The sequence below is a fragment of the Bacteroides sp. MSB163 genome (assembly GCF_036416795.1).
GTDB classification, from domain to species: domain Bacteria; phylum Bacteroidota; class Bacteroidia; order Bacteroidales; family Bacteroidaceae; genus Bacteroides; species Bacteroides maternus.
In genome coordinates, this window is the sequence record NZ_CP143867.1 from 3277748 (window position 1) to 3304236 (window position 26489).

The window sequence follows — 26489 nt, forward strand, 5'->3', positions numbered from 1 at the left end:
AAACTGAATAAATGAAAATAGCAATGAGAAAATCATTTTTGATATTGGCCGCTATGGCGGGAGCCTTGTTCACTGCGTGCGAAAACGGCGACTGGGAATTTCCCGACTATAAATATTCCGCGGTTTACTTTGCTTATCAAAGTCCCATCCGTACCATTACCATAGGTGAGGATGAATCTGTGGATAATTCATTAGACAATGAACACAAATGCCAGATTATGGCTACAGTGTCGGGTGTGTACGAGAATAAGAAAGATGTGGAAATAGGTATCCGGGTAGACAATACTTTGTGTGATGGTTTTATGTATGAAGGTACCAAAGACGACATTCTACCGTTACCGGCTTCTCACTATACGCTGAGCGATGATAAGATTGTCATAAAGAAAGGCCAGATATTGGGTGGCGTTACGGTGAATCTGACTGATGCTTATTTTAGTGACCCGAAATCTGCGGAGTTGAACTATGTAATTCCCGTGGTGATGACCGGTGTGCAGAATGCCGACACCGTTTTGCAGGGTAAAGCGCAGGTAACCGATCCGCATCGTCTGAATAAAGCGGATTGGGAGGTACAGCCTAAGGATTATACGCTTTATGCGGTGAGGTATGTAAGTAAGTACGATTCGCACTATCTGCGTCGCGGTGTCGATACCTATAGCGGTGCCAAAACCGGTACGGAGGTGCGTCATGCTGCATATGTGGAGAAAGACGAAACTATCGGAGGCTTCAGTACGTTGGGCTTGAACAAGGTACAGTGGGCTCGTCCTACCAAAGATGCTGCCGGAGAGAATATCGAAGCCAATTTGGTACTTTCTTTCGATGAGAGTGGCAATTGTACGGTTACTTCTGTATCTGATGGTGTAGTGGCCGGTGGTAATGGTAAGTTTGTTTCCAAAGGTGACAAGAACAGTTGGGGAGGCAAAGACCGTGATGTGCTCTATTTGGATTACACCATGGACTACGACGGCATTCATTGTGCCACCAAAGATACGCTGGTAGTACATTATCGTGGTGTGAAGGCCGAATGGTTTACTCCCGTGAAGAAATAACGTTAGGGTTTCTTATTTTAAAAAGTATTAATATGAAACATACAAAAAATATATTAGGTACAATGCTTTTGATGGCTGCGGCTATTGGCGTCGCTTCTTGCGTGGATGACAAGCCGTTGGCTTTCTCGGTAGAGAAACCTGCTTCCATTGCAGGTATGGAGTACCTCAATGACTATGATGTCTTGAAAACTTATGTGAATAGCAGTGCCAATCCCGACTTTAAGTTGGGAATTGCACTGGCTGTGAACGACTATTTGAAATCAGAAATTGTGACACGTCTTGCCAATACTAATTTCCATGAAATGACGGCAGGCAATGCCATGAAATATGCATCATGTGTGGGTAATGATGGAACGATGAATTTTGATGCTGTGCAAAATTTTGTATCTGCGGCTAAAGCCGATGGTCTTACCATCTATGGACATACCTTGGCTTGGCATGCACAACAGAATAACAAGTATCTAAACGGATTGATTGCTCCGATACCTTTGCCTGTTGATCCTAATGCATCCAACAAGTTTTTGCATATTACAGTGCCGGAAGCAGGAGGAAATCCTTGGGATCGTGAGATTTATTATGACCTTGCCGAACCACTTGTAGTAGGTAAGGAATATGTGATTTCGATGAAGGCTAAGGCTACTTCAGCGGTATCCTATAATTTCTGGCCTGGTATTATTGATGGTGATACGCAATATTTGCCTTCTTTTTCAGCTGATAATAAATGGGAGGAAACCTCTATAACGTTTACAGCGAATATTCCTATCAATCGTTTGCGTTTCTGTTTCGGTACGTTTCAAGGAGAACTTTGTTTTGACGATGTGACATTGTCTTCTGCTGATGATGAAAATCTTATTGAAGGCGGTACGTTTGATACTGAAGATTTATCCCGTTGGACAAGACCGGGCTGGATGACTTCATATTCCTATGAAATAGGCAAGGAAGGCAATGATAATGCAGGCTTCTGTTTGACTATGACTAATAGTGAGAAGAAAAACAATAATTGGGATTCACAAGTGTGGTATCAATTTGCTTCACCGTTGACCGAAGGAAAAGCGTACACTTTTAGAGCCAAGGTCAAGGCAACTGATACATATAATTGTACCATATTTATGCAGTCTTCCAGTGGTGGTGCTCAAGGATATCCTGGTGGTTTAAATATTGGTACCGAATGGGCAGATGTCAGTTTGACATTTACACCAGGGCATGGACAAGTGGATAAGTTTACCTTTAATTTTGGTGATTTTGTAGGAACCATTTATGTAGATGATGTTGTGTTCTCAGATGGGACGTCGGATATTTATACTTCCAGCTTTGAAAACCAGTCGATTGAGGGGTGGACCAGTTGGAGTGGCTATCAGGGATTGTCTGCTGAAGGTGAGGGATATTCTTCTAATCAGACAAGTATTGAACTTACTCCTGAAGAGAAAAAAGATACTCTAACTTGGGCTATGAACAACTGGGTGGAAGGTATGATGAAAGCTACCGATGGTTATGTAACAGCTTGGGATGTAGTGAACGAAGCTATTTCCGGTGGTGGTAACGATGAAGGTTTCTATACCTTACAATCAGCCAGCAACGTTTCTCCTGAAGATGCCAAGAACAATTTCTATTGGCAAGACTATTTGGGTAATGTGGATTACGTACGCATTGTTGTAGCTGCCGCCCGCAAGTATTATGCAGAAAATGGTGGTACTGCTCCTTTGAAGCTCTTTGTCAATGACTACAATCTGGAGTCAGACTGGGATGATAACAAAAAAGTCAAGAGTTTGGTACACTGGATTGAGAAGTGGGAAGCTGACGGTGTAACAAAGATTGACGGTATCGGTACGCAGATGCACGTATCTTGCTATGCCAATGCTGTCACGCAGAAGAGCAAGGAAGACCATGTGGTGAAGATGTTTGAGATATTGGCAGAAAGTGGTAAACTGGTAAAGATATCAGAACTTGATATGGGTTATATAGATGAGAATAATACTAGTGTTAAGACAGAGAATATGACCGAAGCTCAGCATAAAGCGATGGCAGAATACTATAAGTTCATCGTGAAGAAGTACTTTGAGATTATTCCTGCTGCCCAGCAGTATGGTATCACGCAATGGTGTGCTACCGATGCTCCCAGTGATTCGGGCTGGCGTGGTGGTGAACCCGTAGGCCTTTGGGATTCCAACTACAGTCGTAAGCATACCTATGCAGGTTTTGCTGATGGATTGGCTGGAAAATAATAGAGTTTTATGAGAAAAGGCAGCGGGTGTCATAACGTGAAACCGCTGCCTTTATTATCTTAATAAAAATTGTACAACAATGAAAAATATTTTATTTATTTTATTGGCTTTATTACCGACTTTAGTATGGGCCGGGAAAAGTGAGAGCGTTCAAACGAATGCTTATGTGGCAACAGGGACTTATACTACTAGTGCTTTTGGTGGAGTTCATGTCTTAACAGGACGTGACGAGTTTACTAAAATGGCATTTGTCATTGGTATCCAATTAGATGAACTTCCGGATGGAATGTATTATGAGTGGAAATTATTAGAGGCGAATGGTGGGGATGAGACTTTTCAGCCGCAGCCAAGCAATGATAAGGTCTGCTATATAGGATTGAATGGAAATACGGATGTTCTAAGGTTTTCCGTAACTACACGTACAGCAAGTGGTTTCCAAGGAATAGTTGCAGAAAGAGTTTTTACCTTCCTTTTCTTTCCGAATCGGTTATAGATATGTTAGGGTATAACCGGAGATGATATTTATACCTATAGTTTTGTCCGTTATTGGTAATTAGTCTTATATAGGGTTAGGTTTTTGATAGGATGAAGCTGTCATAAGGTATAAAATGCCCATACAGGAAACTCATGTATGGGCACTTTTTTTCCCTGTTCCGGCGGATTTGCAATCCGTTTGTCTTAGCATTATGAAGTATTTAACCCTATCACATCAAACCATTCTTCTTCAACAATTCTGCCAACTCTTTCTTGCTGATGGAAGAACGCTCTGCCTTATCATAAACAAAGAGCAGATTCATAGTTGAATTCCGTTCGGAAGTCACAGCTATAAAAGTAATTACTCTTGTGCCACCACTCTTGCCTTTTCCTTTTGAAGTAGTTTTTACACGAATTTTACGAGGTCTGTTGTCAAGATCTGTTCCCAATAGCGGATTCTGTTCCAATGCATCAATGAGGGCAACATAATCTTCTTTGAATGAAGCATAGTGTTTTGCCAAACGTTTAACTTCATGCTGAAATGTAGGCTGAACGATTATATCATAATTCATCGGCAAACTCCCTTGCAGTTTTGGCTTTTAGTTGTCCGGTCATAGTCTGTTTCGCTTCACCCCACCTGGCATCTGTTCCTGCAAGCAGTTCTTTCTTGCTGATGGTTTCTTCCGCTTCCACCTCATCGGTATTCTTGCTTTTCATTATCCGCTACAAGGCTCTACGCAGTTTTTCCAGTGCATTCTTGTCGTTGATTTCCGTCAAGATATCACGAACTAGCAATGCTTTCTGACCTTCCAATTCCAGTGTTGTCATATTACGGCCTCCTTTCTTATTTGATTTCTAATGACAAAGAAACGTTTTTATCGGAAATACGGTTGTGGAAAGGTAGGAAAGGCTTCCCCTGCGGGCATTTTTTTATTCGGGATGACGTTTAAGGAAAGAATATAAGCATAAAGAAAAGTTTTTTCTGCATTGTTACGACTTTTCTCTATATCGTTTCATATCCGGCAGTTATTCCCCTCAGTTAATTCTCTGCTTTGCCATGCGTTTTTTGTATTATTCTTAATGCTTCCTAAGAGGTGTCTTTAATAGTCTTAGAACTAGTTGATTTAAGTTTCCCTATGGTAGGGAACCATCGTTTCTGGTGGGGAAACTGCCGTTCCTCGCAGCGGAAACGAATCTAAATATAGAAGGTTGTAGCTGAAAAAGGGCTACACCATTTGCCCGAAAGGGTGTAGCCATGTGCTCCAAAGGGTGTAGCCATGTGTTTAAAAGGGTGTAGCCTTACCGGATAAAAGGTTATTTTGTCCGAAATATGAGCGTAAGCTTTCTCTGAAAACGGTTTTATCCGCTACTTTCCGGTATATCCCGTTCGTTTTCGCAATGTCTATTTGATTAAAAATACACCTAAAACAGATGTTTTGAGCCTTTTATTAGAGTATTACCATGCAATATCCTTTTTATTTTTCATATACGCTTTCTATTTGTATTTTCCCAATAAGGATTCCTTGCATTCTTTTTTATCAAGCGCTGTACGATGGGGAAATACTCAATCCAGACATCATTATCTTATATCTCCGCACAAAACGATAACTGACAAATAAATTCAGCTAATGGAAGTAAATATGGAGAACAAATAAGCTCCGTATCACTTCATAAGTTTCGCAAGCCTTCGGCAAGGATGACGGGATAGTACTGCTTATCATTTAAATCCTTTCTTTCCGGGTTATGAATTAAATGATAATGTAGGCAACTGCTTTTTGCCGGAATTAAGGAGAAAAACAAGCCGTCATGCAGGCAGGAAAAGAGAACCTTATTTTTTATAAATCATTGATTTCCGCCAAGGACAACCCGGTAGCTTGCATGATTTGCTCAGGATTCAATCCGATAGATTTCAGGTTCAGGGCTATCTCACGGTTTCTTTCTTCTATTCCTTTTTCTATTCCTATCTCTATCCCTTTCTCTATTCCTTCTTCATACCCTTCCTTATGTCCCAACTTCCGTTGCCCGCTGGCAATGGCAAGGTTGTCGCGATAAATCTTGATGCTTTCATCATACTTCATGCGCTCCTCCTTGCTCAATGCGGAGATATCGACGATTTTTTCAAGCTCGTCGAACACTGACTTCTGTGCCTTGAAAGGCATTCGTTTTAGCGTTTCCATATTCTTAAGTACATAAATCCATCGTTCAAAATCAGTCTCGCATTCGTCCTCTTCCTTCAGGAAGGAAGGGAGTTCCAGAAAGATGAAACGCATCTTGTCTATAAAAAGTTCGTGCGTTTCCTTGTCCGCCAGTATGACGTCCTTGCGGAAGCGTCCCTTCTCTGTTCCCAGATAGAAATTCATGAAGAAGACGCCATATACGGCTTTTATCTCATACTGCCATTTGGTTCCGCGCTCGCCCTGGCGCACTACCGCTTGGGACAGGTAATACAGGGAGCGTTCCTTGAAGCGGTCTTGGTATTTGTTCTGCATCTCCACTATGATTTTTTCACCGGTCTCTGTGGTGCAGTAGATATCGTATATCAATCCGCGATCGCCATCGTAAATGGGCATCTGTTCCTTGTCCAGAAACGTGATGTCCTTTATCTGTTTTTCTCCTTTCAGCAGGTCGTTCAGGAAGTCAATCAGCAGGCCTTTTGTTACCGACTGTCCGAAAATTTTCTTAAACCCTACGTCTGTAAAAGGATTAATGAATTTGCTCATTGCTTTGTTCGCTTTGTTTTGGTTATTACAAAGGTAAGGTTTTATTTGAGAAGACGGAGCATTATTGCAGAAAATAACGGCTTTTGCCGTTTTATTCTTTATCTGAGCGGTTATGAATGAAATGATTTACTGAGTAACTGTCATCCTGCTTGTCATTTGTTTTTTTCTGATGGAAGACTGCAAGACGAAAAAGAATGTTGCTATATTTTGTCTGATTCTGTTTTTGAGGAGTATATAGGTCTGAAATTATCCAATTTGGAAGATTAGATAATTTCAGGGTTCAAATCAAAGTGAAGCCGTTGCCTTTATTTAAAAAATTGAATAACACTTAAAATGTAATTTTAGGCAAGTAGTCACAGCTTCTTTATCTCTTCACAAGTTAGGCCGGTAATGTCTGCAATCAAGGCAGGATTAAGCTTCTGCAAGGAAGATGCATGGAGTTGATAATCAGTAATATTTTCCGCTAATTATTATAAACGTGGTGAGAGGCATAGTATAACTGTGATGGAATGTTTCTGAAAGAAAATGTAACACGGACATTAAAGATGTAACATCAGCGAATAACTATGTATCATGAAGATACTGTTTGTTTCATTTCTATCTGTTACATTTGAAACCGGAAAGATTTCTGAAGATATAATCGAAGATCAAATGAAAAACAGTATGAGAAACAAGAGTTTTTTGCATGCATTGTTAATAGGATGTGCTCTGAATTTCTGTGCAAGCTTGGACTTTATATTATTGTCATCTTGTTCCGATAATGCAATGCAAGAGGTAGTGCCGCCGGAAGAACCGGTGGAACCCGTTGAGCCTGATCCGGAACCGGGAAATAAGAATACATTGCCTCTTCTAAGTGTAGTGGGACGTTATCTGAAGAATGTGGAAGGGGAGATAGTCAATCTGCATGGTTTTACGCAGACTTACAGCCCTTTCTTCAATAACAATGCCTGGGGTAACTATGATGTGCAGGCATGCCTCAACTATAATAAGAGGATGGTGGATGAAATCGTTGCTGCCGGATGGAAGTTCAATTTCGTGCGGATGCACCTCGACCCGTATTGGAGTGATGACCCCTCCATGCAGTCTGTGAGATATGAAGGACATGAACGGTTCTCCGAAACTCGCTTTCGGAAGTATCTTGAAGAGTTGTTTGTGCCGATGGCAGAATACTTTATTTCCAAAGGAATGTATGTGGTGATGCGTCCGCCCGGAGTCTGTCCGGCTGATGCTCCCTATCAAGGTATAGAAATAGGAGACACTTATCAGCAGTTTTTGCTCAAAGTGTGGAATATTGTTTCGCAACATCCTAAGCTGAAAAATAATATGGATGTCATGTTCGAGCTTGCCAATGAACCTGTCAGAATAAAAGGTACTGACGGAACATACGGCAGTAGCGGTGATGGTCATTTCAAGAACCTCCAACTCTACTTTCAGGCTATAGTAGACAAAATACGTGCCAATTGTCGCAACATTGTTTGGGTGCCGGGATTGTCTTATCAGTCATCTTACGCCGGATATGCCACTCACCGTATCAAAGGGGAGAACATAGGCTTTGCCGTTCACTGCTATCCCGGTTGGTATGGTAGCGATGCTGAGGAAGACAGCGGTGAAGGAATCGGCTCTTCCACAGGAGGAGGTTATGAAGCTTTTCAGCGGGGGTGGGATGCGCAAGTAGGCCCTGTGGCGGCTTTCGCTCCTATCATGGTGACTGAAATAGACTGGGCTCCGAAGAAATATGATGCCACTTGGGGTAAAAGTATTACAGGAACAGCTGGTGGTGAAGGTTTTGGTGCCAACTTCAAATATATAGCTGATAATTCAGGTAATGTTTCCTGGTTATTCTTTACAACGAGGTCACATGAGTTGGCAGCGTTTAAAGATGTGCCGGGTGAACCGGGTAATTACACTTTTCTCAATGATCCCGAGGCCTGCCCGTGGGCGATGTACCATTGGTTCAAGGAATATGCTGAAGGGATAGTAGTGAATGGGGAACTGGAAAAACTGGAGTTGATGGGACAAGAGGGGGAACTTCGTCTGCAAATGGGTGGTACGAATTATCTCAAAGTGAAAGCTGTTTATTCTGATGGAACGGTACGGATGGTGACTGCGGAGGCGACTGTCAACAGCTCAGATACAAACGTGCTGAAAGTAGAACAGGCAGCCAAATTAGTAGCTGTAGCACCCGGTGAAGCTACGGTAACCGTTACGTATCAATCGGCTGCCGGAGTCAGTAAGAAACTGACATTGCAGGTTACGGTAATTTCTCCTTTCTCACTGACAGCAGATGTCTTCAATCCTTCTATATGGGAGAAAGGCACGTTCGACGAGAACACCCGCACACTGGTGACGGGGCAGTATGGTTTCGGAGGATGGCAATATGACAGTGGACTTGATTTGTCAGGATATAAGACTGTGACCGTAGAGCTGGGTAACGATAATGAGAGTGGGGTTTCGTTCCGTCTGTTTGATAAAAACAATTATTGGAGTAAGCCTGCTACGTATGATTTCGGATCTTCGCGTAAGATTGTAGTGGAGTTGGACAATATGAAAGATGAGAACGGAGGAAAGATCGATCCTTCACATCTTTACATTGCAGGTTTTTGGTCAACGGGTGGAAAACCTGTTGTGATAGCTAATATCTCCTTAGCAAATTAAAAAGACATATCAACTCTCATCTTTCCGAGAGTTCGATATAATTTGTGCATTTTATAATATCTTTCCTGCATCCTCTGTGAAGAGTGTGCAGGAATACAAATCTGTTATATTTATCTAATATTGATATTCAAATGTCTAAAATTGCAAATCAGTGATCGGATTCATGCCTTATTTTTGCAGATATATATGAATGGTCTGATAAACTTTAAATAAAAGATATGATGAAGAAGATAATTGTATGGTTGGCTGCAATGATGTATACACTGTCCGGTTATGCACAAAATGCACCTTGGAATTTTCAGAGTAAAGTAGTTACGGACACTCTTTTTAGTAAAGTGCTGAATTCAGAGCGTGCCTATACTGTTTTTTTGCCAAAGAGTTTTGAACAGGATAAAGAGAAAAAATATCCGGTCCTGTATCTTTTGCATGGTATGTGGGAAACCAATCCTGTCTGGGCCGAACGGGGGCATGTAAAAGATGTGATGGATCGTCTTGTAGCCAGTGGGGAAGCGTGCGAAATGATTATTGTTACTCCGAATGCCGGTGGAAATATTCATATGGAGTGGAACGGATATTTTGATATGCCGGGTTGGAAATATGAGACTTTCTTTTATACGGAATTCTTGCCTTATATAGAGAAAGAATACAGGGTGATAGGCGATAGACAGCATCGTGCTATTGCGGGATTGTCGATGGGCGGTGGCGGAGCTACTAATTATGGTCAGCGCCATAGTGATATGTTCTGTGCAGTCTATGCGATGAGCGCTCTGATGTCTATTCCTGAACAGGGAGCGGTACCTGCTGATGATCCGAATTCGAAAATTGCGATACTTACCCGTAGTGTTATAGAAAATAGCTGTGTGAAATATGTGATGGAGGCTGACGAGGACCGCAAGGCTGATTTGCGTAGTGTTGCCTGGTTTGTAGATTGTGGGGATGATGATTTCCTGCTTGATCGTAATATAGAGTTTTATCAAGCTATGCGTAACACCGGCATACCCTGCCAGTTCAGGGTGCGTGATGGAGGGCATGATTGGGAATATTGGCACTCGGCTCTTTATCAGTGTTTACCTTTCGTAACCCGGATATTTGGTAAAGAATGAATATGTATATAGAAATAATAAATAATAGACAGATTATGAGAACATTTGTATTTACATGCTTACTTCTTTTAGGCATGACGACATTTGCACAAGATGCGAATTTTCATGTCTATCTGTGTTTGGGACAATCGAACATGGAGGGAAATGCAAAGGTAGAAGCACAGGACACAGTGGCAGTTGACAGCCGTTTTCAGGTATTAGCGGCTGTCGATTGTCCTAATTTGGGGAGAACCAAAGGGAATTGGTATAAGGCGGTTCCTCCTTTGGCACGTTGCTATACGGGCCTGACTCCGGGTGATTATTTTGGACGGGCTATGGTGGCTAACCTGCCATCCAATGTGCGGGTAGGGATTATCAATGTTGCCGTAGGTGGTTGCAGGATAGAACTGTTTGACAAGGATAACTATCAGTCGTACGTAGAAACTTCTCCGGACTGGCTGAAGAATATGGTAAAAGAATATGGTGGCAATCCTTATGCACGTTTGGTTGAGATGGCAAAGATTGCTCAAAAGGATGGAGTGATTAAAGGTATTCTGCTGCATCAGGGAGAGTCGAATACAAATGATAAAGACTGGCCTTCAAAAGTAAAGGGAGTGTATGATAATCTTTTGAAAGATTTGGGATTATCTGCTGCTAATGTGCCTTTACTGGCGGGTGAGGTGGTACATGCGGATCAGAATGGAGTCTGTGCCAGCATGAATACAATCATTGATAGTTTGCCACAGGTAATTCCTACTGCACACGTCATATCCTCTGCCGGTTGTCCGGCTGCATTCGATAATCTTCATTTTACAGCCGAGGGATACCGGATGTTGGGAGCACGCTATGCTGCTAAGATGCTTTCCATTTTGGGATACGGAGATTGGACATCTGCCCAGAATATGAAATTGTGGTATGCCCGTCCGGCACAAGACTGGCTGGAAGCTCTGCCACTGGGTAATTCCCGTTTGGGGGCTATGGTTTTTGGCGGAACTGCCCGTGAAGAACTGCAACTCAATGAAGAGACTTTCTGGGCCGGCGGACCTTACAATAATAATAATCCCAAAGGATTGCAGGTGTTATCTGAAATACGCCGTCTTATTTTTGAAGGCAAAACTCTGGAGGCACAGAAACTCATTGATGAGAATTATATGACGCCTCAGCATGGCATGCGTTACTTGACGATGGGGAGTCTTTTCCTGAATTTCCCAGGGCATGAGAATCCTTCTGAATATTATCGGGATCTGAATCTGGAGAATGCTACTGCTACCACCCGTTATGAAGTGGACGGAGTGAAGTTTGTCCGTACAGCTTTTGCTTCTTTGAGTGATGATGTGATTATCGTCCGTATTCAGGCGAATAAGGCAAAGGCTTTGAATTTCGCCATATCATATAACAGTCCGCTGAAATCAAATGTACAAGTAAAAGGTGGTAAACTGATTATCTCCTGTCAGGGAGTTGAACATGAAGGAATCCCTGCCGCTATGCGTGCCGAATGCCAGGTGCAGGTGAAAACAGATGGTAAAGTGAGTAAGGAAGAAAGCGCACTTGCCGTGAATGGGGCTACCGAGGCTACTTTGTACATATCGGCGGCTACCAATTTTGTGAATTACCATGATGTCAGTGCAAACGAATCAAAGCGTGCAGCTACTTATTTGCAGAAAGCCACTCGTGTTCCTTATGAACAGGCTTTGAAGAGTCATATAGCCTCTTACCGTAAACAATATGATCGTGTGGCTCTGACTTTGGAAAGCACTAAAATTTCTGCTTTGGAGACACCTGTCCGTGTGCAACGTTTTATAGAAGGAAATGATATGGCGATGGCGGCTTTGATGTTCCAATATGGTCGTTATTTGTTGATTTCTTCTTCACAACCCGGTGGTCAGCCTGCCAATCTTCAGGGTATCTGGAATCATAGTCCCTATGCTCCCTGGGATAGTAAATATACGATTAATATCAATGCGGAGATGAATTACTGGCCTGCTGAAGTAACCAATCTGAGTGAAACGCATGAACCTTTCTTTGACATGGTGACCGACCTGGCTGTTACGGGTAGTGAGACAGCTAAGGTTCTTTATGGCGCCAAAGGTTGGGTGGCACATCATAATACAGATATATGGCGTGCCTGCGGACCGGTGGATGCTGCAAGCTTCGGCATGTGGCCTAATGGAGGTGCCTGGGTGGCACAACATCTGTGGCAACACTATTTGTTTACCGGTGATAAAGAGTTTTTAAAGAAGTATTATCCGATATTAAAAGGAACTGCTGATTTTTATTTAAGTCATTTGGTGGAACATCCGAAGTATAAGTGGATGGTTACGGTACCTTCCATGTCTCCGGAACATGGTTATCGGGGTTCACAATCAACGATTACGGCAGGTTGTACAATGGATAATCAGATTGCTTTTGATGCCCTTTACAGTACACTTCTGGCAAGCCGTATTCTGGGTGGTGATAAAAAGTATGAAGATTCTTTGCAGGCCATGTTGGGCAAGTTGCCCCCCATGCAGATTGGCAAACATAATCAATTGCAAGAGTGGCTGATTGATGCTGATAATCCGTTGGATGACCATCGGCATATTTCGCACTTATATGGTTTATATCCCAGTAATCAGATTTCTCCGACTACAAATCCTGAGTTGTTCCAGGCTGCCCGCAATACTTTGATACAGCGCGGAGACATGGCTACCGGTTGGAGTATCGGGTGGAAGATTAATTTCTGGGCACGTATGCTGGATGGCAATCACGCTTATAAGATTATACAGAATATGCTTCATCTTTTGCCTAATGATAAGGTCCAGAAAGAATATCCGGAGGGACGTACATATCCTAATTTATTTGATGCCCATCCACCTTTTCAGATTGATGGTAACTTCGGTTATACGGCGGGAGTGGCAGAGATGTTGCTACAAAGCCATGATGGTGCGGTACACTTGTTGCCCGCATTGCCCGAAGCATGGAAAAAAGGAAGTGTGAAAGGCCTTGTTGCCCGTGGTGGTTTTGTTGTGGATATGGAATGGGATGGCGTTCAACTGAAAAAGGCGAAAATACTTTCTCGTTTGGGCGGGGTACTGCGCATCCGTTCTTATGTTCCTTTAAAGGGAAAAGGAGTGAAAGTGGCAGACGGTGCTTGCCCGAATCCTCTTTATGCACCGGCAGTTATAAAAGAACCAATAGTTTCAAAGCTGATAAATCCTCAGGTGCCGGTCCTTTATCGTACTTACGAATATGACATTGTTACTCAGCCGGGAGAAGACTATTCGCTGGAGCGTAGCATGTAATGATATTAGCAATTTAGTTAAGAAAGCCAACTGGTCAATTTATGATTCAGTTGGCTTTTTTGCTTTATGATTTAGCATTGTCAGATAATGGAGACTTTTGTTGTTCTTCCATATAGGTGGTGGGTGGTACTCCGTATAATTCTTTAAAAGCAGTAGAAAAATATGCTATATTAGTAAAACCTGTAAGGGTAGCGACTTCAGTGATGTTATGATACTGGTTTGCCAATAGTGATGCTGCTTGTTTCAGGCGAACATTGCGTATTAAGTCGCGGGTTGACTGGTTGGTCAACTCTTTTAGCTTACGGTGCAAATGTACGCGACTGATACCTACTTCAGTTGCTATCATTTCAACATTCAAATCAGGATTACCGAGGTTGTCATTGATAACTTTCATCACTTTATCAAGCAGCCTGTCGTCAGGTGATTGGACTTTTAGTTTCTTCAACTTCTGTTCTTGCATCTGACTACCGCTGAAATTATTGCGCAATACTTCTCTGCTCTTGATAAGGTTGATAGCCGTTTTTCTCAGTATTTCGATACTGAATGGTTTCACTATATATGCATCTGCTCCCATGTTTAAACCTTCCAGGTTATCTTCTTCCCTTGATTTGGCCGTCAAGAGGATAATTGGTATATGGTTGATGGTTACGTTCTGCTTGATTTTTTTGCAAAGTGTCAGCCCGTCCATTTCAGGCATCATGATATCACTGATAATCAGATCCGGTTCCTTTTTTAGAATAATTGCAAGAGCTTCTTTTCCATTAGTACACTCGCTCATATGGAAATCACTTGCCAATTCGCGACAGATGTACTTTCGTATTTCTTCATCATCTTCTACTACCAGAACACGACTCTTTGTTCTGGAGCGTACTTTTTCGTCTTCTTCATCAACAGGAGAAGTTGGGAGAGCAGTTGTGATATGTACGGGAGAATGGTTATCAGCCGGGTTATTATCTATTTCTTCAGCGCTCAGATGTTCCTTACCTAAGGGCAATCGTATAATGAAGCGGGAACCCGGTTTCCCTTCATTATTTTCTGCTTCTATTGTACCATGGTGTAACTCTATTAATGAACGGCTTAGATGCAATCCGATACCCGTACCTACATTAGAGTTATTGTGGCTGTTACGGATTTGATAGAAACGCTCAAAAATTCTTCCTATCTCTGCAGGATCAATTCCGATGCCGCTATCTTCCACTATTATTTCAAAATAATGTTGTAAAGAGCATGGAGCATTTATGTCGTTACCTGTGCGGAGATAAATATTGATTTTTCCGTTTTCCGGTGTAAATTTGAACGCATTAGAGATTATGTTCAGGATAACTTTATCAAAATTCTTAGGATCTATCCATGCCTGTAAGCTTTCCATCTCTGTTTGAAAACTAAGAGTGATATGTTTGGCATTTGCTTGATATTCGAAGGTATAGTATAGATCTCGGATGAAGCCTACGATGTCTACCTCCTGAAATTTCAGTGACATTTGTCCTTTGTCTATTTTGCGAATATCCATCAGCTGGTTGACCAGGCGCAGAATACGTTCAGCATTCCGATAAATAGTGTGATAGTTTTTCTGTCGTTCTCCATCTTTATCAGTAGCGATAAGCTTCTGTAATGGGCTTATGATAAGAGACATCGGAGTACGTATCTCATGGGATATATTGATGAAAAACTGCAATTTGGCTTCATTGATTTGTTCTGCGTGAATATGTTCCAATATTTCCTGACGGGCACGGTAACGATGACGCACCTGGATGATGATGATATAGATGATGACTATCAGTAATATTCCATACATTAGCTTTGCCCATCCGGATGCATACCATGCGGGATAAATAGTGATAAGTATTTCTTTAATATCAGAATAGGAGCCATTATCTTTTGCTTTCACTTGGAATGTGTAGTCGCCAGGGTTTAGATTACTGAATGAAACTCGGTTGATGCCTTGTTGTAAACTAATCCAGTTGCTGTTGTTGATGCGGTATATATAGGTGATTCGCTCTGGGCTGAAAAACTCCATGGCTGAAAATTCAATACTGAAAGAGTTGTCCTTGTGGGAAAGCTGGAAGTGATTGGCATCCATCACTGCAGTAGTGACAATGTCTTTACTTCCTGATTTCATCCCTTTCTTTACCATTTTATCATGGATATAGAAATCCGTAATCCGAATCTCGGGCTTTTTATTCGAATTGGTTATTTCTGCCGGATTAAAATAAGTGATACCGTTGGTACCTCCAAAAATCAGTTCACCTTGCTGACATGCAAAGCCGGCTCCTTTGCTGAATTCATTACCTTGTAATCCGTCACTTGCATAGAAATTAATGAAGCCCTGATTTTTAGGATTGAACCGACTGATTCCATAATTTGTACTGATCCAAAGATAGCCATCCATATCTTCTTTGATTGCGCATATATAATTGCTTGGCAAACCGTCCACTATTGTGTATTCTTGGATATCAAGACTTTGGGGATTGAGTCGTTTTAATCCTTTAGACGTTCCTATCCAGATGATTCCATCACTACCCTCGTGAAGGGCATAAATTACATCTTCATATAATATTCTTCTGTTTTTCAGAGGGGAAATGAAATCCATGTTTTTTATGTCCAAACACCCTAGGCCGTCATAAGTTCCTATGTACAGTTTGCCTTCATCAGTGTATAAGAGACTGTTTATCCATGAATTATGTAGCATGTTTATTCTATTCCAGTTGCTGTTGTTATTGGCGAGCATTGAGCATTGGCCTATTTTCCCGGTATTTATATCCATGTAAAACAGGCCGCCTCCCATAGTTCCTATCCACAATGTCTTGTTATCATCTTCTGCAAAGCAATATATGTTTTCTGTCAAGTTGGACGGCTGTTCCGATAGCTTCAGGTATTCGCAGCGACCGGTCTTGGAGTCCAGTCGAGCCATGCCGTGAAGGTAAGAGCCTATCCACAGATTGTAGTTGGAGTCTTCAAAGATACTCATGATGGTTGCGGGAACTGAATGTGGGTCATCTGTAGGAGCAAAGTGCGCTTTCAACGTGTTGTCCGGGGCAATTGCATAGATCCCATCATTGTCGGTACCTACCCAGAGAGTTCCAGTATGGTCCTTGCATACTGACATGACGCAGTTCGAACCGATTACATTATGTACGGAAGATTTATACCCCATGTATTTGAATTTGTTGATAGTGGCAGGTATAATCATAACCCCTTTCTGGAAAAAGCCTAACCAGGTATTTCCTATTTTATCTTTCAGAATAGAGTGTACTTTGGCTTTTTTCAGGTTAAATGTGGTGATGTTAAAATTGGCTTCCTTTATCTTTTGTTCCTGAGTATCATATATTTTTATTCCCGAACCGTCTGTACCGATAAATATCTCATTCTGATTTCCGGGATATAGAATTTTGATAGGCAAATTGGGATTAGGAGTATATATAATAGGAATAAATGTATCTGCTTTGTCATTATATATAAATAGCCCTTTCTTTAAACTACTCATATAAAGATTGCCTTGGTGGTCTTCACACATACTCGAAACTGTATTCTTCGCTATGTCTTTTTCGCCTGAATAATGTTTGGATTGGTTATTTTCATCAAAACGAAAGATACCATTATCACCTGTTGATATCCATAAATTCCCTTTTTTATCTTCATATGCAGATGTGATTAAATTGCTAGGAATAAATTGGCTTATTTGCCTGGCATTTATGCTGTCTCCTTTTGTCTCCAGTAGAAACATGCTATGTCCCGAGGTACCTATTAGTATTTCTCCATTATTGCGTTCAAGTATTGTCGCTATATTGGGGGCTATCGGAGCTCCGCTGGAAAGGTACATCGGAATGGTGGTAAAGCTATCTGTTGCCCGGTCATATATTTGTAATCCGTTCAGGGAACCTATGAAAAAGCGTCCTTGACTGTCTTCATAAAGTGTACGTACGTAGTCGTTAAGTAGAGAGTGGGGGTTATCTTTTTCATTTCTATAAACGGTGAATTTAGCACCATCATATCTATTCAAGCCGTCTTCTGTTGCAATCCATATTATTCCGTCACGATCTTGATATATTTTATTGAGCATACTGCTTGATAGGTCTTTGTCGACCGTGAACATCTTCCCTTCCTGTCCATGAAATGTGGTAGATAAGCATAAAAATAATAGGCATAAAATAAATTTGGTTTTCATAGTTATTAATTTTATGCTTGCAAATATACTTAATATCCACTATATTTCCTTTTAAAATATGAACTTATATGTCGAATTTCTTATTCAGATCTGGATTCTTTTTTGTTTCACTGTAAGGGGGCGGGTAGATCGTAATTGTTGTTTCCGTCAAACTCAACAGTCTTTCTCTTGGTATAATGTTTTCACAGAATCAGCCGGCATATAAAAAAAGAGGGGAAGCGCTGGCTTCTCCTCTTAAAGACAGGTTTGTGAAGTATGTGATTACCTTCTTTCATTCAGCATTTTCGGTGTCGGGCATTCATGATTGTCGATAGGAAGCTTCACTTGTTTCAAATCATCCAATTCATGTATTGGTCTTTCCACTTCGTAAGGGGTACGCATACCCGAAAATTCCTGGAAGTATAGCAGACAGGCATCTTTCCACCATACGGCATCACGTGCCTGTATCTTCAGGCGTGACTGTACGTCCTTGAAACGTTTCGCATCGATATAGTTCTCGGCCAGGTCCCATATCTTCTGAAAGTTTCTTACCTGCTGTACACCATGATCGTAGCGATAGCAAAGTTCGTCCCATAAAGTATGTCCGCTTTGCATGGTGTGCCCCCAGGGGGCATGATGGAACCACAAGAGATACTCATCCGGACAAGTACGGATGTCATCGTAAAGGCGGCAGAGCGAATCGGGATATTGGGCTGTAGCATTGCTACCCGTATGACTGCGATCGAAACCTATCCCCTGTTTGTCTGCTTTATGATAGTAAGACGGCATCCAGTCGGGGCGTGCACCGGGCACGTCGCACCAAGGTTCCGGGCCGTAATGGTGTCCCCATGCAAAGAGGTGATGCAGCCCGAGTGGCATCATATAGTCTACCACGGCCTCGCGGCTTTCCATCATCATTTGCTTTAATGAAGAATGAAGATTTAAGAATGAAGAATTGGCTGCGCTATCGGTCTGCAAACCTTCTTCATTCTTCATTTGTAGTTCTTCATTGTAGAAGGTCTGTTTCAGCCATTCTTCTGCGATTGTTTCCGATGTCAAGGAAGGATTCCAGGCCATGCGCCCGAAAGCGTACCAGTTGGCTTGGGCAAAAGGATGACCGCACCAGTTTGTATCCGTACCTATATTGGCGACACCTGCTATGGCTTTCAGTGAAGACGGCTTCACAAAGTCGAAGAACTCTTCCCACATCGGGGCAAGATAGGCAAGGTGATTGGAGAAGCCCAGATATTCTTGTGTGATCTGGAACTCGACCATCTGCGGAGTCCGGGGCATAGCGCCGAATAAAGGACTATACGGTTCGCGAGGCTGGAAGTCGACCGGACCGTTCTTTATCTGTACGATGACATTGTTGCGGAATTGTCCATCCAAAGGCTGGAATTCCAGATAGGCTTGCTTTGCGCGGTCTGCATCCGTTGGGCTGTAGACGAAAGCGCGCCACATGACGATGCCTTTATAGGGCTTCAATGCATCTGCCAGCATATTGGCGCCTTCGGCATGTGTACGGTTGAAGTCGCACGGGCCGGGCTGTCCTTCGGAATTGGCTTTCACCAGGAAGCCACCGAAGTCGGGAATGGTGCGATAGATCTCTTTGGCTTTCTGCTTCCACCAGGCGATGACATCTTTGTCCAAAGGATCGGCTGTGGAAAGCCCGCCCAGTTGCATGGGGGAGGCAAAGTTGATAGAGAGATATACCTTGATGCCGTAAGGACGGAATATGTCTGCCAGAGCCTTTACCTTTTCCAGATATTCGGCGGAAAGGATTTTAGAAGAAGCATTTACATTGTTCAGCACCGTTGCATTGATTCCGATGGAGGCATTGGCACGCGCATAAGCTTCGTATCTGTCGGAGAGTGTGCCGGGCAGTTCTTCCCAGTTCCAAAGAGATTTGCCGGCATAACCGCGCTCGATGCTGCGGTCGAGGTTATCCCAATGATTGAGAATACGCAGGTCATAGGCAGGGTTCTCCGTTATTTCCAAGTCTGTTTCCGAAGGCTTTCCAAAGTTCCGCATTTCTTGCAGGCGGATCAGGTGATAGGCAGCATAAAGCAAACCCGTTTCGCTGGGAGAAGTGACGGTGAGTTTTCCATTTACTTGTCGTATACGAAAGCCTTCAGAAGATAGTTGTTTGTCTTTCTTCAGTACAAGCGTAACGGGGAGCCCTTTCCATGCCTGTTTCAGTTCACGGACGGCTATGTTTAGTGTCGGAGACTGGCGAGGCGCTGTAATTTGTGCGTGGGCATCTGTCGATTGCCGGAGCCACAAGCGGCTGCCGTCTTCAGCGGATACGGGTCCGAGTAAACAAAATAATAATAAGAATAAAGAGAACAGTTCTTTCATAAACAAAAAGTATTGGTTGGTTTATTCATCGGCGGGGTAGCGTACTCCCCATTCGCGGCGTAAGTCATCCATCATGCGCATGATGCGCAGGGTTTCGGCGTGAGGCATATAGGGAGATTCGAGCCATCCATTCCTCAGAGCTTCCATGGATGCATATACCTGATATTCATATCCGGTGATTTGTGGCGGACAGTTGTAGACAACTGCCGTCTTATAATCTTCCGTTACCACCCTGATTCGTTGCGGATTGTTGATATTTTCAATGATCAAGTGGCCTTTGTCACCGGAAATGATGCCTTGGCGGTCGGTCATACTCAGCATACTGCTGTGCAGTACAGCGATTTTCCCATCCTTGAATGTAAGAGTGATACTATTCTGTGCATCTACTCCGGTATCGGTCTTTACGCAGGTAGAGGTGACACGCTCTACGTCCGTCCCGAAAACCATGGAAGCAAAGTTCAGTGCATACACTCCCAGGTCGAGCAGAGCCCCGCCTGCCAGTGCCGGTTGGCGGAGGCGCTCACGGTTGCCGATTGGGTAACCCAGATTGGCGGACAGCGTCATGGGGTGTCCGATGATTCCACCGTTTACAAGGTCATTGATGGTTTGCGATAGAGGCATGTAACGTGTCCAGATGGCTTCGGTGATGAAGAGTTCCTTTTCTTTGGCAAGATTCAGCAGTTCCTCCGCTTGGCGGGCATTGGCGGTGAATGCCTTTTCGCATAAAACCGCTTTGCCTTTCAGCAGACTCATACGTGCATGTTCGAAATGGTGGGAATGGGGAGTGGCAATATATACCAACTCCACCTCTTCATCATCCAGCATTTCTTCATAAGAACCATAGGCACGGGTAAATCCCCACCGGTTGGCAAAGTCACGGGCAGTCTGCAATTGGCGGGAAGAGACTGCATAAGCTTCTACTCCCTCCATTCCTTCGAGGGTGATTGCCATCTTTTCGGCAATCCACCCGGTACCTATAATACCTATTTTGATAGTATCCATACTCTATCGGGCAACGGTTAATCAACTCCTTCAATGGTGACGATCTTTCCGTTGGCGTCGTATTCCAGTTCGCATACTTTCAGGCTGCGCAACCAGGTGCGTCCGCCGGAAGGCACACTGTCGTGATGGAACAGATACCATTTGTCCCGGTATTCCACGATGGAGTGGTGGGTAGTCCAGCCTACCACCGGAGTCAGGATTACTCCCTGATAGGTGAATGGACCGTAAGGATTGTCACCGATGGCGTAGCACAGGCGGTGAGTATCACCGGTAGAGTAGGAGAAGTAATACTTTCCGTTATACTTGTGCATCCAGCTTGCTTCGAAGAAACGGCGTTCGTTGTCTCCGGCTGTCAGCGGTTGCCCGTTTTCGTCCAGAATCACTACGGCTTTAGGTTCCTCGGCGAATTGTAGCATGTCCGCGCTAAGGCGGGCAACACGTGCGGGGATGGACGGTTCATTGTCTGCGGGGAAAGTAGCTCCGCTTTCCAGGGCTTTGTTGTCGCGATAGCGTTGCAATTGTCCACCCCACAGACCACCGAAGTACATATAATAGTTACCGTCTCCATCATTCAGAACGGCAGGGTCTATACTGTAACTTCCGCGCATCGGGTCGGGTTGAGGAATGAACGGACCTTCGGGACGGTCGCTGATGGCAACGCCGATACGGAAGATATCGTTCTGGTCTTTCAGGGGGAAATACATATAATACTTGCCGTCTTTCTCAGCTACGTCGCAATCCCAAAGCTGGCGTCCTGCCCAGGGGATATCTTCGGTGGTGAGTACCAGGCCATGGTCTGTGATTTCTCCTTTCATGGGGTCATCGGTAGAGAAGATGTGGTAGTCTTTCATATTGAAATGGTCGCCGTTATCATTTTCGGGGATACCGCTTTCCCAGTCGTGGGAAGGGTAGATGTAAAGGCGGTCGTTGAACACATGCACGGCAGGGTCTGCCATATAATCTCCGGGTACTAGGTATCTTTTTTCTTTCTTCATGACTCTATAATTTTAAAGGTTAATTCGTATAGTTTCCTGTGGCGTAAATGCCGACCATAGTTCCGGTGAAACCTCCGGCTGTCTGCGTGCTTATCAGGTCGGCGGAGACGGGTTCGCCCACTTGCGTCCAGTTACCTTTAGGACTGGTAGAGTAGCAGAAGGTATAGTTTACTGCATTATCTCCTTCTACTTTCAGATATACTTTCCCATCTGTCCGGGTTAGCGGGCTGCCGGCCTGGCTGCACAGTCTGCCATGGCTGTATGTTTCCAGAAGCATGACGGGTTTGCCGTCTTTGTCCAGTGTCTTTCCGAAGCGAATATAGCAATTATCATCATGGAAACAGATGATGCCTGCGAAATCCTTCGGTTGTTGTGGCACGAAGTCCAAGCCGGTCTGAGCTGTGAATGTCCAATTGTTAATCCAGCGACCGATGGCGGCGGGCTGACGCTTTTGGTTAAGATCAGTACTGCTGGCGGTCATTTCCAACTGCCCTTTGCTGTTTATATTGTAGCGGGGCACCAGTGGAGTGCGGATAAAGAATGCTTCTTTAGCCAGTCCGTTTGCTGTCCATAGTGGGGCGGGATCGCAGGAGCGGTCGGCGGTATAAGTGATGACGTCACCCTCGGGAAGGATAATGGGTTGATTCTCTTTCCAGGTCACCGGGAGCATGAAAGTCTCGCGTCCCATCACGTCGTGACCGTTGCGATAGGGGCGGACACCGAGGAAGACAGCATACCAGTCGCCATCGGGAGTTTCCACCAGATCGGCATGACCGACGCAGGTAACCGGATTGGGGCGGTCGCCCGGCAAGCCGCGTTGCGTCAATATCGGGTTGATGGCACAAGGTTTGAAAGGACCGAACGGAGACGCGGAGGTGAAGATCACTTCCGAGTGGTTGGGGCCTGTTCCACCTTCGGCAGCCATCAGGTAGTATGTACCGTTGATGTGGTAGAGGTGTGGACCTTCTATCCAGCTGGGATGCTGGGTTTTGTCTACACCCCCGTCAATAATCATCTTCTGTTTTCCTACGGTACAACCGTTTTTCCAGTCGAATTCGCGTATCCAGATAGCGCGGTGACCGTCATATTCGGGCTTTCCTGCCGGACCGTCATTGTTCACAATGTATGCTTTCCCGTCTTCGTCGAAGAGAAATCCGGGGTCGATGCCGCCCACTTCGGGCAGGAAAGTGGGATCACTCCAGTTTCCTTTCTTCGGATCATCGGTGGTGACGAAGAAGTTGCCGCCACCATCTACGGCTGTGGTGATCAGATAGAACAGTCCGTTGTGAGGATTGTATTTGATGTCCGGAGCATAGATACCGCCGCTGATGCGCAGTCCGTCGTACATAGGCAACTGTGAGGGGCGGTTGAGAACGTAGCCCAGTTGTTCCCAGTTCGTCAGGTCTGTGCTGTGCCAGATGGGTACGCCGGGGTAGAAGGCGAAAGAGGAGTTGACCATATAATAGTCGTTTCCCACGCGGCAGATGCTCGGGTCAGGGTAACAACCCGGTAAAACGGGGTTTTGCAATTGACAATTGACAATTGACAGTTGACAATTGGCTGCGCTGTCACGCTGCATAGAATTGTCAATTGAGTAGCTGAATTCGTAGAATTTAGCTACTCTTGGTTCCAGAATTTCTTTCAGGAAGGGCTTGGGCTGATAGTTACGGTCGAAGAGTAGGGGATATTCCCGTCTTCCCGGTACGGGCCAGTCATTCTTCCAGGAGTCGCCGTCCGATACTCCCCAGGCGGTTACGCGTGTAATGACGTCTGAGTGCTTTATGAAAAGTTCCATGAACGATTTCATACGTGCATTCCATAGATTGGAAACACTATCCAGCAGAGCTTCGGGATAGGGGTTCAAGGCTTTCTCAAAGGCTACTTTGTCGGCAATATTTGCTCCGCGGTTTACGGTTGGCAAAGCACTCATGTCCCATTCCGTTATCATCACTTTTGCACCTGTGGAGGCAAAGGCGAGAAGGCTGGTTTCATATTCGCCTATGCTTGGGTAATCCAATCCCATGTGTCCCTGCATACCTACAGCATCTATGCGCAATCCTTTTTCTTTGAGTGAATTGACCATATGCACCACTGCGTCTCGGCGTCCCGGTTCGTGCATACCGTAGTCGTTGTAGTAGAGTTCCGCTTCCGGATCTGCCTCATGTGCATATTGGAAAGCCAGCGGGATATATTCTTCTCCCAGTATCTCGTAGAACTTGCTCCGGCGGTAACTTCCGTCTCCTTCAATAGCTTCGTTTACTACATCCCAGCCTTTAATGCGACCTTTATATCGGCCCACGATGGTATGGATATGGCTTTTCAGCCGCTCTTTCAGGATTTCGGGTGAAACATTCTTTCCTTCGGTATCTACGCAGAACCAAGGTGAGAGCTGGGAATGCCACACCAGGCAATGCCCGATGATGAACATTCCGTTATCCTCGCCGAACTTAACGAATTCGTCTGCCAGGCTAAAGTCATATCTATCTTCTTCCGGGTGTATCACTTCACTCTTCATGCAGTTTTCGGCCACAATAGAGTTGAAGTGGCGGCGCACTACATCGACTGCGCTGGTGTCGCGACCCGCAGCCTGTTCGGAATTAATGGCGACACCAACGAGGAATTTATCGCCGAGAATGTTTTTTAGAGTCGGGTCTGCCGCAACAGGTTTGTCGCTATTGCAAGATATAAATGCGGCGGCGCAGACTGATAATGCTAAATACTTTAATTTCATGCTATTTTAGTATGATTAATACGAATCAGTTAAGAAATGTGATATACGGACTATCTCAGTTTCCCCTCCTCTCGGGAGGAGGGATGTCCAAAGGGCGGGGTGGTAGGTGAGAAAGAATACCTTAGTGCTATGATTAATGGGTACTTATTGCTTTACCTACCACCTCCCCCTTACGGGGACTCCTCCTTCTTGAAGGAGGAGAATTTAGAGAGTACAGGCTGTTATTTAATTCATTTCAGACCGGGATTAGGAAAATATCCCGTACCCGGGATGGTTAATAATCTTCTTTACTTCTGCGTTCCGTCAGTTCAGCCTGCATCTCTTCATTATACTTCTTTGTAATAGGATAGAAGTACAGCGCTATGACGCCGATAAAGAACGTAACAGCCGGAATAATACTGGATGAAAGCACGATACCATGAATAGCCGATTCGCTTTGTGCGATCCCTGCACCCGATACATAACCGAAACCGGAGAGCAGGAAACCCAAAATAGCACCGCCAATACCCAATCCGGCCTTCAGGGCAAACACTACACCTGCAAACACGAAACCCGTTGCACGGCGGTGATTGATATATTCCGAATGATCCGCCACGTCAGCAATCATAGCCCAAAGCAACGGAACGGTAGGAGCGTATGCCAAACTCTTGAGGAAGTTCAGAACGAACATCGTCTCTACATCCCTCTCATTCGGGAAATAGAAGAAGGCGGTGAACACTGCTGTCAGAGCCAAACAAACGATAAATACCGATTTCTTTCCGAAACGGTTGGCCAGGAAGCCGGACAGGAAGATAACGCCGAAGAACTGTACCACTGCTCCCAGCATGTTGAACACACCGAAGCCCACTTCATAAGCCTTTTCAGGACTGCTGACAATAAGGCCGAAAGCATTCAGTATCGTATAACCCACCGAATCACTGGCCTGTGTAGCCACCAACCCCAGTTTATCGAGGAAGGCAAATAATGCGCCCGAATCCACATAATTCTCAAAGTAGTAGTTCATAGCGCTTCCCCACATGGCAAGGGTCGTGAAAAGGAAGAGCGTCAGGATGAACATCGCCCGCCAGGGAATATTCTTGAATACATCCTTGATGTCTTTCCGGGTATCAGTTTTCTGATTTGCCGGCGGTGTGATACGTTCACGGCTGGAGAAGAAAGTAATAACCAGGAACACGAAACCGATGACTGCAAATAAGGAAATAGTGCACAGCCAACCGTGCCCCTTATCACCGCTTTCACCTGCGAACTTGCTCACCAACGGGAGCGTCAAGCCCTGTACCACAAACTGCGCAATGGTAGCGGCAACGAAACGGATAGACGTAATGCTTGTACGTTCCTTGATGTCACTTGACATTACACCACCCAACGATGCGTACGGTGTATTGTTGAACGAGTAAAGCGTCATCAACAAGGTATAGGAGATTGTAGCGTACACCGCTACCAAACCTTTATCCTCGATGCCGGGATTGTAGAATGCCAACACATAGAACACCATGAACGGCAATGCGGTCCAGAGTACCCATGGGCGGTATTTGCCCCATTTGGTTTGTGTCCGGTCGGACAATATACCTACGGTAGGGTCTACAAAAGCGTCCACAATGCGGGCAATCAGCATCACTGATCCTGCAATGGCGCCTTCCAGACCGAAGACATCGGTATAAAACTTGGTTTGGTAAATCATCATCATCTGGAACACGAGGTTCGCAGAGCAATCTCCTAAACTATAGCCAATCTTCTCGGCCATAGACACTTTTTGACTTAGTGCGTTCATAGTGCTGT

At 44.3% G+C, this 26489-nt stretch carries 15 protein-coding genes; 6 read left to right on the forward strand and 9 right to left on the reverse strand.

Features of this window, described 5'->3' with window-relative positions; genetic code table 11:
- Positions 1 to 23: 23 nt before the first annotated feature.
- The 3 genes from VYM24_RS12005 to VYM24_RS12015 all read left to right on the forward strand — a co-directional run bounded on the left by VYM24_RS12005 (position 24) and on the right by VYM24_RS12015 (position 3761).
- A complete protein-coding gene (locus VYM24_RS12005; protein WP_330940128.1) occupies positions 24 to 1046 on the forward strand; it encodes a DUF5627 domain-containing protein in 1023 nt (340 codons plus the stop codon).
- A gap of 32 nt (positions 1047 to 1078) precedes the next feature.
- The gene (locus tag VYM24_RS12010; RefSeq protein WP_330940129.1) at positions 1079 to 3268 is read left to right on the forward strand and encodes an endo-1,4-beta-xylanase; all 2190 of its coding nucleotides are present in this window, start codon (positions 1079 to 1081) and stop codon (positions 3266 to 3268) included.
- Positions 3269 to 3347: 79 nt separating this feature from the next.
- Complete coding sequence (locus VYM24_RS12015; protein ID WP_291554217.1) at positions 3348 to 3761, forward strand: hypothetical protein; 414 nt, start codon at positions 3348 to 3350, stop codon at positions 3759 to 3761.
- Positions 3762 to 3972: 211 nt separating this feature from the next.
- Here VYM24_RS12015 and VYM24_RS12020 read toward each other — a convergent pair whose 3' ends face one another.
- From VYM24_RS12020 to VYM24_RS12030, 3 genes are all read right to left on the reverse strand, one after another.
- Complete coding sequence (locus tag VYM24_RS12020; protein WP_330940130.1) at positions 3973 to 4314, reverse strand: addiction module toxin RelE; 342 nt, start codon at positions 4312 to 4314, stop codon at positions 3973 to 3975.
- A complete protein-coding gene (locus VYM24_RS12025) occupies positions 4304 to 4459 on the reverse strand; it encodes a hypothetical protein (RefSeq protein ID WP_291554214.1) in 156 nt (51 codons plus the stop codon). The genes VYM24_RS12020 and VYM24_RS12025 overlap by 11 nt, the downstream gene beginning before the upstream one ends.
- Positions 4460 to 5577: 1118 nt before the next feature.
- On the reverse strand, positions 5578 to 6462 hold the full coding sequence (locus VYM24_RS12030; RefSeq protein ID WP_291555181.1) for an Rpn family recombination-promoting nuclease/putative transposase: 885 nt from the start codon (positions 6460 to 6462) through the stop codon (positions 5578 to 5580).
- 765 nt (positions 6463 to 7227) lie between these two features.
- Between VYM24_RS12030 and VYM24_RS12035 the strand changes: the two genes are divergently transcribed.
- The 3 genes from VYM24_RS12035 to VYM24_RS12045 all read left to right on the forward strand — a co-directional run bounded on the left by VYM24_RS12035 (position 7228) and on the right by VYM24_RS12045 (position 13480).
- On the forward strand, positions 7228 to 9117 hold the full coding sequence (locus tag VYM24_RS12035) for a cellulase family glycosylhydrolase (protein WP_330942241.1): 1890 nt from the start codon (positions 7228 to 7230) through the stop codon (positions 9115 to 9117).
- Between the two features lie 221 nt (positions 9118 to 9338).
- Positions 9339 to 10220, forward strand: coding sequence for an alpha/beta hydrolase (locus tag VYM24_RS12040; protein ID WP_330942242.1), 882 nt, complete (start codon positions 9339 to 9341; stop codon positions 10218 to 10220).
- A 35-nt stretch (positions 10221 to 10255) separates the two neighbouring features.
- The gene (locus VYM24_RS12045; RefSeq protein WP_330940131.1) at positions 10256 to 13480 is read left to right on the forward strand and encodes a glycosyl hydrolase family 95 catalytic domain-containing protein; all 3225 of its coding nucleotides are present in this window, start codon (positions 10256 to 10258) and stop codon (positions 13478 to 13480) included.
- Between the two features lie 64 nt (positions 13481 to 13544).
- On the opposite strand, the gene VYM24_RS12050 is transcribed toward VYM24_RS12045, so the two are convergent.
- The 6 genes from VYM24_RS12050 to VYM24_RS12075 form a co-directional block, all read right to left on the reverse strand.
- Entirely contained in the window at positions 13545 to 17645 is a 4101-nt protein-coding gene (locus VYM24_RS12050) for a hybrid sensor histidine kinase/response regulator transcription factor (RefSeq protein ID WP_330940132.1), read from the reverse strand.
- Between the two features lie 261 nt (positions 17646 to 17906).
- The gene (locus VYM24_RS12055; protein WP_330940133.1) at positions 17907 to 19982 is read right to left on the reverse strand and encodes an alpha-glucuronidase; all 2076 of its coding nucleotides are present in this window, start codon (positions 19980 to 19982) and stop codon (positions 17907 to 17909) included.
- A 21-nt stretch (positions 19983 to 20003) separates the two neighbouring features.
- The gene (locus VYM24_RS12060; protein ID WP_330940134.1) at positions 20004 to 20984 is read right to left on the reverse strand and encodes a Gfo/Idh/MocA family protein; all 981 of its coding nucleotides are present in this window, start codon (positions 20982 to 20984) and stop codon (positions 20004 to 20006) included.
- Positions 20985 to 21001: 17 nt separating this feature from the next.
- Positions 21002 to 21979, reverse strand: a complete 978-nt coding sequence (locus VYM24_RS12065; RefSeq protein WP_299087971.1) for a glycoside hydrolase family 43 protein — start codon at positions 21977 to 21979, stop codon at positions 21002 to 21004.
- 19 nt (positions 21980 to 21998) lie between these two features.
- Positions 21999 to 24710 carry an endo-1,4-beta-xylanase gene (locus tag VYM24_RS12070; RefSeq protein ID WP_330940135.1) on the reverse strand — a complete coding sequence of 904 codons (2712 nt, stop codon included), beginning with the start codon at positions 24708 to 24710 and terminating at the stop codon, positions 21999 to 22001.
- A gap of 274 nt (positions 24711 to 24984) precedes the next feature.
- On the reverse strand, positions 24985 to 26481 hold the full coding sequence (locus VYM24_RS12075; RefSeq protein WP_330940136.1) for an MFS transporter: 1497 nt from the start codon (positions 26479 to 26481) through the stop codon (positions 24985 to 24987).
- Between the last annotated feature and the right edge of the window lie 8 nt (positions 26482 to 26489).

Excerpts from the sequence above, each read along its gene's own strand:
- VYM24_RS12060 (WP_330940134.1), bottom strand. The coding sequence starts at position 20,984 with ATGGATACTATCAAAATAGGTATTATAGGTACCGGGTGGATTGCCGAA.
- VYM24_RS12075 (WP_330940136.1), bottom strand. The coding sequence starts at position 26,481 with ATGAACGCACTAAGTCAAAAAGTGTCTATGGCCGAGAAGATTGGCTAT.
- VYM24_RS12035 (WP_330942241.1), top strand. The coding sequence starts at position 7,228 with ATGCAAGAGGTAGTGCCGCCGGAAGAACCGGTGGAACCCGTTGAGCCT.
- VYM24_RS12065 (WP_299087971.1), bottom strand. The coding sequence starts at position 21,979 with ATGAAGAAAGAAAAAAGATACCTAGTACCCGGAGATTATATGGCAGAC.
- VYM24_RS12030 (WP_291555181.1), bottom strand. The coding sequence starts at position 6,462 with ATGAGCAAATTCATTAATCCTTTTACAGACGTAGGGTTTAAGAAAATT.
- VYM24_RS12040 (WP_330942242.1), top strand. The coding sequence starts at position 9,339 with ATGAAGAAGATAATTGTATGGTTGGCTGCAATGATGTATACACTGTCC.
- VYM24_RS12005 (WP_330940128.1), top strand. The coding sequence starts at position 24 with ATGAGAAAATCATTTTTGATATTGGCCGCTATGGCGGGAGCCTTGTTC.
- VYM24_RS12070 (WP_330940135.1), bottom strand. The coding sequence starts at position 24,710 with ATGAAATTAAAGTATTTAGCATTATCAGTCTGCGCCGCCGCATTTATA.
- VYM24_RS12045 (WP_330940131.1), top strand. The coding sequence starts at position 10,256 with ATGAGAACATTTGTATTTACATGCTTACTTCTTTTAGGCATGACGACA.
- VYM24_RS12025 (WP_291554214.1), bottom strand. The coding sequence starts at position 4,459 with ATGAAAAGCAAGAATACCGATGAGGTGGAAGCGGAAGAAACCATCAGC.
- VYM24_RS12050 (WP_330940132.1), bottom strand. The coding sequence starts at position 17,645 with ATGAAAACCAAATTTATTTTATGCCTATTATTTTTATGCTTATCTACC.
- VYM24_RS12010 (WP_330940129.1), top strand. The coding sequence starts at position 1,079 with ATGAAACATACAAAAAATATATTAGGTACAATGCTTTTGATGGCTGCG.
- VYM24_RS12055 (WP_330940133.1), bottom strand. The coding sequence starts at position 19,982 with ATGAAAGAACTGTTCTCTTTATTCTTATTATTATTTTGTTTACTCGGA.
- VYM24_RS12015 (WP_291554217.1), top strand. The coding sequence starts at position 3,348 with ATGAAAAATATTTTATTTATTTTATTGGCTTTATTACCGACTTTAGTA.
- VYM24_RS12020 (WP_330940130.1), bottom strand. The coding sequence starts at position 4,314 with ATGAATTATGATATAATCGTTCAGCCTACATTTCAGCATGAAGTTAAA.